The 8,720-nt window shown below is 66.3% G+C and carries 9 protein-coding genes; 4 read left to right on the top strand and 5 right to left on the bottom strand.

Annotated elements, in window-relative coordinates:
• Positions 1-144 (bottom strand): glyceraldehyde 3-phosphate dehydrogenase NAD-binding domain-containing protein (locus tag AC1U2B_RS09475; protein WP_480216620.1); only part of this gene is annotated, 144 nt, incomplete at its 3' end.
• A 153-nt stretch (positions 145-297) separates the two neighbouring features.
• Between AC1U2B_RS09475 and AC1U2B_RS09470 the strand changes: the two genes are divergently transcribed.
• Both AC1U2B_RS09470 and AC1U2B_RS09465 read left to right on the top strand, forming a co-directional pair.
• Positions 298-1,497 (top strand): ROK family protein, encoded by a 1,200-nt coding sequence (locus AC1U2B_RS09470; RefSeq protein ID WP_480216582.1) that lies wholly within the window; start codon positions 298-300, stop codon positions 1,495-1,497.
• Between the two features lie 270 nt (positions 1,498-1,767).
• A complete protein-coding gene (locus tag AC1U2B_RS09465) occupies positions 1,768-1,998 on the top strand; it encodes a hypothetical protein (protein WP_480216581.1) in 231 nt (76 codons plus the stop codon).
• 75 nt (positions 1,999-2,073) lie between these two features.
• Here the strand turns inward: AC1U2B_RS09465 and AC1U2B_RS09460 are convergent, their stop codons facing one another.
• From AC1U2B_RS09460 to AC1U2B_RS09450, 3 genes are all read right to left on the bottom strand, one after another.
• Positions 2,074-2,946, bottom strand: coding sequence for a universal stress protein (locus AC1U2B_RS09460; protein WP_480216580.1), 873 nt, complete (start codon positions 2,944-2,946; stop codon positions 2,074-2,076).
• Positions 2,943-4,769: an amino acid permease gene (locus AC1U2B_RS09455; protein WP_480216579.1), complete on the bottom strand. Its 1,827-nt coding sequence runs from the start codon at positions 4,767-4,769 to the stop codon at positions 2,943-2,945. The genes AC1U2B_RS09460 and AC1U2B_RS09455 overlap by 4 nt, the downstream gene beginning before the upstream one ends.
• Positions 4,770-4,964: 195 nt before the next feature.
• Positions 4,965-6,188, bottom strand: a complete 1,224-nt coding sequence (locus tag AC1U2B_RS09450) for a PucR family transcriptional regulator (RefSeq protein WP_480216578.1) — start codon at positions 6,186-6,188, stop codon at positions 4,965-4,967.
• Positions 6,189-6,305: 117 nt separating this feature from the next.
• On the opposite strand from AC1U2B_RS09450, the gene AC1U2B_RS09445 reads away from it, so the two are divergent.
• Positions 6,306-7,055, top strand: a complete 750-nt coding sequence (locus AC1U2B_RS09445) for a hypothetical protein (protein ID WP_480216577.1) — start codon at positions 6,306-6,308, stop codon at positions 7,053-7,055.
• A 3-nt stretch (positions 7,056-7,058) separates the two neighbouring features.
• Here the strand turns inward: AC1U2B_RS09445 and AC1U2B_RS09440 are convergent, their stop codons facing one another.
• Positions 7,059-7,868, bottom strand: a complete 810-nt coding sequence (locus AC1U2B_RS09440; RefSeq protein ID WP_480216576.1) for a cutinase family protein — start codon at positions 7,866-7,868, stop codon at positions 7,059-7,061.
• Between the two features lie 232 nt (positions 7,869-8,100).
• Here AC1U2B_RS09440 and AC1U2B_RS09435 point away from each other — a divergent pair, with 232 nt between their 5' ends.
• Positions 8,101-8,718, top strand: coding sequence for a TetR/AcrR family transcriptional regulator (locus AC1U2B_RS09435; protein ID WP_480216575.1), 618 nt, complete (start codon positions 8,101-8,103; stop codon positions 8,716-8,718).
• The last annotated feature ends 2 nt before the right edge of the window (positions 8,719-8,720 follow it).

The following is an 8,720-nucleotide window of genomic DNA, read 5'->3' as shown; positions in this document are numbered from 1 at the left end:
AGCCAGCGCGTCAGTGGAGGTCAGGTCATTGACCGCCACGATCTCCAGATCGGTGTTGATGCCCGCCGCTTTTTGCGCGTCCAGAGCGCGGAAGAAGTTACGCCCGATGCGTCCGAAGCCATTGACGCCGATCCGAATAGTCACTGCTGATCTCCTTGGATACCTAGAGCTTGATCGGTTCAGGGCGAACCCTACACCGATTAGGATTTTCCGCAACACATCTTTAGTACTTCAAATACCTAACTATCGGGTTCTTACGCTTGCATGGGTGTGTGTCGCCTTGCTTCAATGGGGCGCATGGCGCTCAGCAGCACGTTGGTGGCACCCACACCCGGCGATGTGTTGGCCTTGATCCGGGGGCGCGGAGCCATCACCCGCAGTGAGATCGGCCGGATCACGGGCCTGTCCCGCACCGCCGTGACGGCTCGGCTCTCGGCTCTGGAGGCCGACGAGCTGGTGATCGAGCCCGAGTACGCAGCGTCGACGGGCGGCCGTCCGGCGACCCAACTCATGTTCAACATCGATGCCGGCATCGTCTTCGCGGCGGCGATCGGGCGCAGCCGCACCCAGTTGGCATTGTGCAATCTCGCCGGCGACATCCTCGCCACCGCCGACATCGATCAAGAGCCCGGCATGCGTCCAGACGATCTGATGCCCGGCCTGGTCAGGCGCATCGAGGCGCTGTTGGACGACTCCGGACGCCGCGGCGACCGCGTCTTCGGGATCGGGCTCAGCCTGCCCGGAACTGTCGATCAACTGCGGGGAGCCAGTCTGGACTCCCCGAACATGAGCGGCTGGGATGGTGTGCCGTTGGCCCCGTACTTCCAGCATCTCACCGACGCTCCGTTGGTCATGGACAACGATGCCAACGTCATCGCCCTGGCGGAACGGCGGTTCGGATTCGCTGACGTGCAAGACATGCTGGTTGTGAAAGCGTCCACCGGACTGGGCGCCGGCATCGTGATGGCCGGTCAGCTCCGGCGCGGGGCCGCGGCGGCTGCCGGGGATTTCGGGCACAGCAAGATCTCGGCGGCCGCAGGTATTCCGTGTCGCTGCGGTGACACGGGTTGTGTGGAGGCGGTCGCCGGCGGCTGGGCGATCGTGCGGGACCTGCAAGCCGACGGGTACACCGTCAACCACCTGCGTGACGTGGTGGCTCTCGCTCATGGTGGGGATGCGAAGGCTCGCAGCATGATTCGTGACAGTGGGCGCCACATCGGCGAAGTGCTCGCCGCCGCGGTGAACCTGATCAACCCAGCGGTGCTGGTCGTCGCCGGTGACATGGTCGGCGCCTACGACGTATTCGTCGCTGGTCTACGAGAAACGTTGTACGGCAACGCCAGCACCCTGGCCACCCGGACGCTGCAGGTCGTCCCGTCGGTGTTGCAGGAGCGCGTCGGCATCGTCGGCTGCGCAACCACGGTGCTCGATCACATCTTGAGCCCCAACATGATTGATGCGTCGTTGGACGCGCGGCTTCAGCTGTCGGGTGCCTGACGCGGTTCCGGTGGCGAGGTCGACGCGGATGCCAACCTACGGGTAACCGAGCAAAATGATGCGTGGATCACAGTGTTCCACGTCACAATTGCGCAGTCTGTTCAACATCTGCGCTGACTATTGACGCAGGTCAGGCGCTGCGGCAGATTTCGCTGCACCGATTGCTCATTGGTTGGCGCAGTTCACATCTGCGGGACGTGAGCGGTCGGCGGTGTGAGTGGCCACTGGCCGACGGCACCAATCCATCTCGCAATGAATACAAGGAATTTGATGTCCCGTTCACGTCTGACCAACGCCGCCAACGTCCGTCGCATCGCGGCCGCAATCGGAGCCGGTGCCCTGGTAGCCATGGGAGCCGCCACCGTGGCGGTCGCCCAACCAGCGCCGCTGGCGCCGCGTATCGACGGCGGCGCCACCACGACGTCCACGGCCCCGCCGACCGCACCACTGACCCCTTCGGCCAGCCCCGTGGTCAAGGCGACGTTCTCCGGCAAGGGCTAGACCGACGCCGAAAGGTCAGTTATGGCACGCTTTTTCGTGATTTGCGTGCCGTAACTGGCCACTCGTCGGAAGAAATCAGGCGCGCGGCATGATCATCACCGGCACCGGTGAATGACGCAGAATCTTCGCCGCCGCCGACCCGAGGAAGACCCGCGCCGATTGCCCGGCTGCGCCCGACCCGAGCAGCAGCACATCACCTGATGACCATCCCGTGTTCTCCACGGCCTGCTGCCAATCCCGCCCGCTGCTGACGATCATGTCCACGTCGGGCACGGCCAGTTGCTCACGAACTTTGTTGAGCTGCTTGGTGACATCGTCGACGGTGCGCTTCGACCATTGCGCGACCACCATGTCTTCCGCGCCGGAGGCGCCACCGAGCGCCCACACGGGCCGCACCGTGTACGCCACGACGCGTAGCGGGGTACCCCAATCCTTGGCCAACTCGGCGGCCGCGCGGATCAATCCGTTGCTATCGGCCTCGCCGCCGTAGGCGGCGGTGACCCGGCGAATCGGCCCGGTGTTGAAGGCGTAGCCGCGGGGCGCGATCGCCACCGGCACCTGCGCGGTGTGCACCAGACGTTCGGTGACACTGCCGAGTGCCACACGTCCCAGCAGTCCGGACGACGACGAGCCGAGCACCACGGCCCTGGCCTGAAACTCCTGCGCCAACTCGAGCAAACCTGTTGGGATGGAACCGGATTCGTGCACCAGTGTCGGGACGTCTGGTCGCCCGGGCAGGCCGTCGACGACGGCCTGCAAGGACTGGGCCGTCTGCGCCTTCACGTGGCGCAGGTACTCGTCTTCGACGGGGTCGTTGCGTGGCGGCCACGAGCGCTCGAGAACCGCCGCCGCGATGACCTTCTCGCCCGTGGTCTTCGCGATCTGCACGGCGAGATTGATCGGGGCGCTGCCGTGCCGGGATGCGCTGAACCCGGCGATGATCGTCACGCGACGGGCTCCTCGGCGGGCGCCATCGCGATCACGTTGGTCACCGGCACGTGGTACTCGGCCCGGGCGCGGTCGACGACATCGAAGCGGTGCCAGATCGACTGTTCCGGCGGCTCCGTCGCGATGACGATCTGGTCGGGCTCGAACTCGGCGACGGCGGCTGCCAAAGCGCGCAGCGGGCGGTAGTCGCCGAGTTTGCCGTCGGCCTCCAGATTCGCCGAGTGCAGCGCGGCGAGCGTCTGATCAAGGCGTTGCTGCGCAAGGATTTTGGTGGCTTCCCAGACATCGAGAGGACCGTGGGAGGCGGCGGCGCCGGTCTCGATCGGGCTGACGGGCACGACGACGTGATAGGTGGTGGCGTTGTCGGCGCCGATGGCGCGTAGTTCGTCGAGCAGCTCTTCGGAGCCGACGGTTTCGTTGGCCAGCACCAGGACTCGGTGCGGTCGCTCGGTCGGGGCGATGACCTCCGGAACGGGCCGGCGGGAGACGAACCAGCGGTTGGCGAAGAACAATCCGATCACCACAGCCCAGGACAGGAGGCTCAGCAACAAGGCTCGTCTGTTGTCTCCACCTTGGATGAACATCTGCGCCAGGATCGCGGCCATTGCTATCGCTGAGACGATCGACAACACAGGGAACAGCCACATTTTGACCTTGAGCTGGCCGTCGCCGTTGCGGTACCGCAGCACGATCTGGGAGACCGCGATCAGCAGATAGACGAAGAGGATCACCGCACCGCTGGAATCGAGCAGGAACTTGAAGATGAATTCCGGCGAGAATGCCGAGGCGATGACACCCAGGAACCCGATGACAGACGACGTGAGAATCGCGGCGGCCGGAACTCCGCGGCGGGTGACGGAGACGAGCTGGGCAGGTGCCTCGCGGCGGGCGGCGAGCACGAACAGCATGCGCGAAGCGGTGTACATGCCGGAGTTCAGGCAGCTCAGGACAGCTGTCAGGACGACCGCGTTCATGATGTGGTCGGCGTAGGGAACGCCCATCGCGGTGAAGGCCGAGACGAACGGCGACGCGGCGAGTTGATTGCCGTTCCACGGCAGGATGGTCACCAGCAGGAACGCCGAGCCGACGAAGAAGACCGCGATGCGCATGATGACCGAGTTGGCGGCCTTGGCGACGGCACGCTCAGGGTCGGTCGATTCAGCGGCGGCGATGGTCGCGATCTCGGCGCCCACCATCGAGAAGATGACGGTCACGACGCCGACGGTGACCGCGGCCGAGCCCAGGGGGAAGAATCCGCCGTGGGCCGTCAGATTGGAGAAGTCCATGGACTTGTTCGGCCACAAGCCGAGCACGTAGCACGAGCCCGCACCCAGGAACACGATGATCGCCGCGACCTTGATGCTTGCGAACCAGAACTCGAACTCACCGAACGACGACACCGAGAACAGGTTCGTCGCCGTCATCGCGATCAACAGCAGTAGGGCCGTGAGCCATATCGGCGCCGAAGGCAGCCAGTACTTGACGATCTTGGCTCCGGCGATGGCCTCGAATCCGACCACGATCACCCAGAAGTACCAATACAGCCAGCCGATCGAGAAGCCGGCCCAGTTGCCCAGTGCGTTGCGGGCGTAGTCGGCGAACGAGCCGGTCGACGGGTTCGCCACCGCCATCTCGGCGAGCATCCGCATGATCATGATGATCAGCGCCCCGGCGAGCGCATAGGTGATGAACGTTCCGGGTCCGGTGTTTTTGATGACGACCCCTGAGCCGACGAACAGCCCGGCGCCGATCACCCCGCCGATCGCGATCATCGATAGCTGGCGCTGGCTCAGGCCCTTTTGCAGGGTGGATGTCCCACTCACGTCGTCTCCTTCGCGCTGCCCCGACGGCATTGTCAGGGCGTTATCAGCCCACGCCCAGCGACGATGTGAGCTGCACCACGTTTTGGCGTGTGCGAATACTAAGCCGATCGGCATGGGATGCGGGGGACTAACGAGGCGCCATCTTGTCGCAACATCCAGCTGTTTTTCCGACAGCAGTCGGAAGCCCGTGCGCGGTCAGCGGCGGCGCAGCCGGGCCAGCCGGATGCTCAGCATCAGATCGAAGCGCGCCTCGCCATCGGTGAGGTCGGTGACGTCATCACCGAGCGCCTGGGTGATCTTCTCCAGGCGGTAATACAGCGTCGAGCGATGCAGGTGCATGGTGTCGGCCGCGCGCCTCGCGTCGCCGCCGGAGGACAGATAGGCCTCGAGAGTCTGGATCAGGTCGTCGCGTCCCTCGGCCAACAGTGCGACGACACCCGGGTGAATCAGCGCATCGAGTTCGTCGGGAGAGTCGGCGAAGCTGTCGGCGAGCAGGGCCACCGCCCGCCACGAGCCGGCCGCGGTCCAGTCCGTCGCCGACCCGGCCGGACCGGCGCCGATCGCGGCCAGGGCGCAGGCGAGCCGCGCATCTCGAAATGCCCGCGCGGCTTGCGACAAGGGCAGCCGGGTGCCCGACCAACCGATGGCCGGATCGTCATCGAAGGTGGCCTGGATCGATGAGGTCACGGTGTCGACCAACCGCTGCGGCGGCACCCGTACGTGTGCCGGGCAGAAGGCGAAGACGCTGACGGGATTGCCCGGCAGGACGAACCAGTTGTGGGTCCGCTCGACGGTGGACAGCCGCAATCGCAATGCGATGCGACGCTGCTCGGTTCCGGAGGAATCCCCGGATGGCGCGAACGCGAAGACGCTGAGCAGGCTGTCCGGCCGGGCCATGTCGTGGGCGGTGAGTTCACGCAGCACCGGTTCGCGGGGCTCGTCCGACAACAGCCGGGTCAGCAGGACTTGATGCGCGGACTCCACGGCGCGCTCCGTGGTCTGGCGCCGGTCCAGGATCGCCACCAGGTCTGCCCCTGCCTGATGGGCCAAGGCGCGTTCGGCCGCGGTCAGTGACTGCTGCGGGTCGATCACCCACAAGTAGCCGAAGCGGTCATCGGCCGAGCGCACCGGCACGCAGTACCGTGCCACCATGCCGTGCTGCGGCAGTGGCGGGATCGCGACGCCCGGGTCGGCGTCGTCGAGTCCGAAGGCCTGGAGCCCTGCAATGACTTCGGGTTTCGTGGCGCGCTCGATGAGGCTGTGCATCCGCACGTCGTCGACGGTGCCGTGCTGACGGCTGAAGGTCATGGGCGTCATCGCAGTGTCGTCCAGCAGCACCGCACGATTCAGGGACCGGGCGAGCAGGTCGACGATCAGCTGAATGGGGGCACTGGGATCGGTGCTGTGCGGTTCCGCCATGCGCTCCCATTCGTAGCTGTGTCGGCGGCACCGCGCTCACAGGTACCGCAAGGTTGTTGCCGGGTATCGTCGCACGCACTCCGCGGCCGGGCGGGGCGTTGACGGGGGAGATTGATCATGTGGCCCGCGGTGTGGTCGGAAGTGCGGTGGGCGTTCACCCCGCCGCGCAGCTGGCTCCTCGGCGTGGTGGCCAATGTCGTGCTCGCCCTGGTGTGGCTCGCCGTGCAGCCGTTGGCCTCCGGCGGACGTCATCACCAGGACTGGGTGATCCTGGTCGGGACGTACTTCTCATCGTTCGTGCTGGCCGACACCACGACGACCAATGTGCTTGGCGCTGACCACGATCGGGTCCAGCGGCATCTGGCGGAGTCGATACCGCCGTGGCGAATGTTGCTGCACAAGAACCTGGCATTGCTGGTCCTCGTCGGCCTGCCGGTGCTTGCGGTGGCCGCGGTGCTGACCCTCTGGTTGGAGACGCCGGCACGGCTCGGCGTGACGATCCCGAATGTTGCGGTGCCGATCCTGTCCTGGCTGGGGATCGGCAATGTGGTCTCGGTGTTGCTGCCGGTGGCCGAAGTCCCGCTGGTGCAGCGGTGGGGTCAGCGCCATGACCGGCGGCGCATCGTGCTGTGGCTGTCCTCGTTGGCGTTGCCCTACGCGCTGTACTTCGTCGCCGACCCGATCGGCGGGGTCGAGCACCGCGAGCTGTGGCGGGCGCTGCCGACCGCCGTCGCCCACATCGTCGGTCCCGTGCTCGGCCGTGACACCAAAAGTGCTGTGCACCTTGGTGTCGCGATCATGGTCTGGTTGGCCGGGACGCTGTTTGCCGATTGGTGGGTGCGGCGCCGGGGTGTGCAGTTCCGGTAGCGGCTACTGGGGTAGAGCGTCCGGTGCCGGCGACGGTGCGGCCTGCTCCGGCCCCGGGAGCCATGGCGCGCTCGCCGGCATGTGGGCCGGCGCCGCGGCGGTCTGCGGAGTCGAGGCCGGTGCGGGCTGACCGCGACCCGCCTGGTCGGCGGCCTGCGCCGTCGTTGATGACCACGGCGCGGGTCCGGCCAGTGCGTCGGCCGCCCACCCCGCCTGCAGCTGGCTCATCGTGAAGTTGACGCCCTGAGTGACCAATCCGCTGTCGACGTAACTGTTGTGGGCATCGAAGCTCGACCCGTGCGCGTCACACACCAGGTCGTTGGAAACGCAGAGATCGGTGGTCTTGGGCTGATACACCGGGCCGACCGTGACCGTGGGGGAGCCGATGGCTCGCATGAAACGTGGGGAGGGCTTACCGAACAGGGCAACGGCCGCAACGTGATCCGCGACATCCGGCGGCATGGGGGCCGGTACGTCGGTGGCGGCGATCCCCTCGGGGATGGTGCCCGCGGTGACGAAGCCCGCAACGGCGGCGCCCTGCGAGAACCCGCCGAGCACCATCTTGGTCCGCGGGCAGGCCGCAGCGGTGGTCACGAGCTGCCTGCGGGCATCGCGAATTCCGTCGACGGCGGTGGGGAAGTCGGTGGTAGCGGGATAGTCGACCGCATACACGTCAAGGGTTTTCGGGCTGATTGCGGTGCGAAGCCCATTGATGAATGCCGTCCCGACCCCGCCGGGTCCGGGTGCCTCATCGGTTCCTCGGGCGAAGATGACCTGGGCGTCTGGACAGTCCGCCGCGTGTGCTGTCGGCAATAGTGCGGCGGACAGCAATCCTGGCGGTACCACCAGGATTGCGGCTGTCGCAGCGGTCGTCAGGCTTCTGATTCGGCTTCTGCTTTTGCTTGGCCTCACGGGTCCATGCTGACACGTCGGCGGGCCTTCTGCTCGCCTACGCGGGCCGTGTCGGGGTTGATTATTTGCTGGTAGGGCCGGATCGCCGGGCTGCGGCTTGACGATGCGGCACCGGTACGCCATGCTGTTGAACATGTTCACTGAACACGTTCAGTCGCGTGCCGCGGCGAGAGACGAGACCCGGGCGAAGGTGTTGGCGTCCGCCGAACGGCTGTTCCGCGGACAGGGTTTCGCTGCGACGACGGTTCGCCAGATCGCGACCGACGCGGGTGTCAGCACAGGCACCGTGATGGGCGTTGGCGACAAGGACGGTTTGCTCATCGAGGTCTTCGACGAGTGGATCGCCGCCGTCCACCGCGACCGTCAGGCCGGCGATGAATCGCCAGACCCGTTGACCCCCGACGCGACGGTCGATGCCGTAATCGGGCTGCTCGCACCGTTTCTGCGGTACTTCGCCGAGGACCCCGCGTTGTCCCGGCAGTACTCCTCGATCATCGTTCGCGGCAGCCATGAATCGGCGATCTTCCGCGACCTCGCCGTCGCCTTGGTCACCGAACTGGAGGCGGTCCTGGCGCGCGCCGGGCTCTCAAAGGTCGCCGCGCCACGCGCCGCCCGGGTCGTCTACTTCGCCTACCTCGGCATCGTCATGACCGGCGGCAATCAAGTGTCCGGCGGTGCGTCGGTACCTGACCAATTACGCGACGTCGTCCGTTGCGTCATTCACGATTCGGCACAAGGAGATGAGCAGTGACT

This window comes from Mycolicibacterium sp. P4_G11 (assembly GCF_056555145.1).
This window is presented reverse-complemented; position numbering and strand designations above follow the sequence as displayed.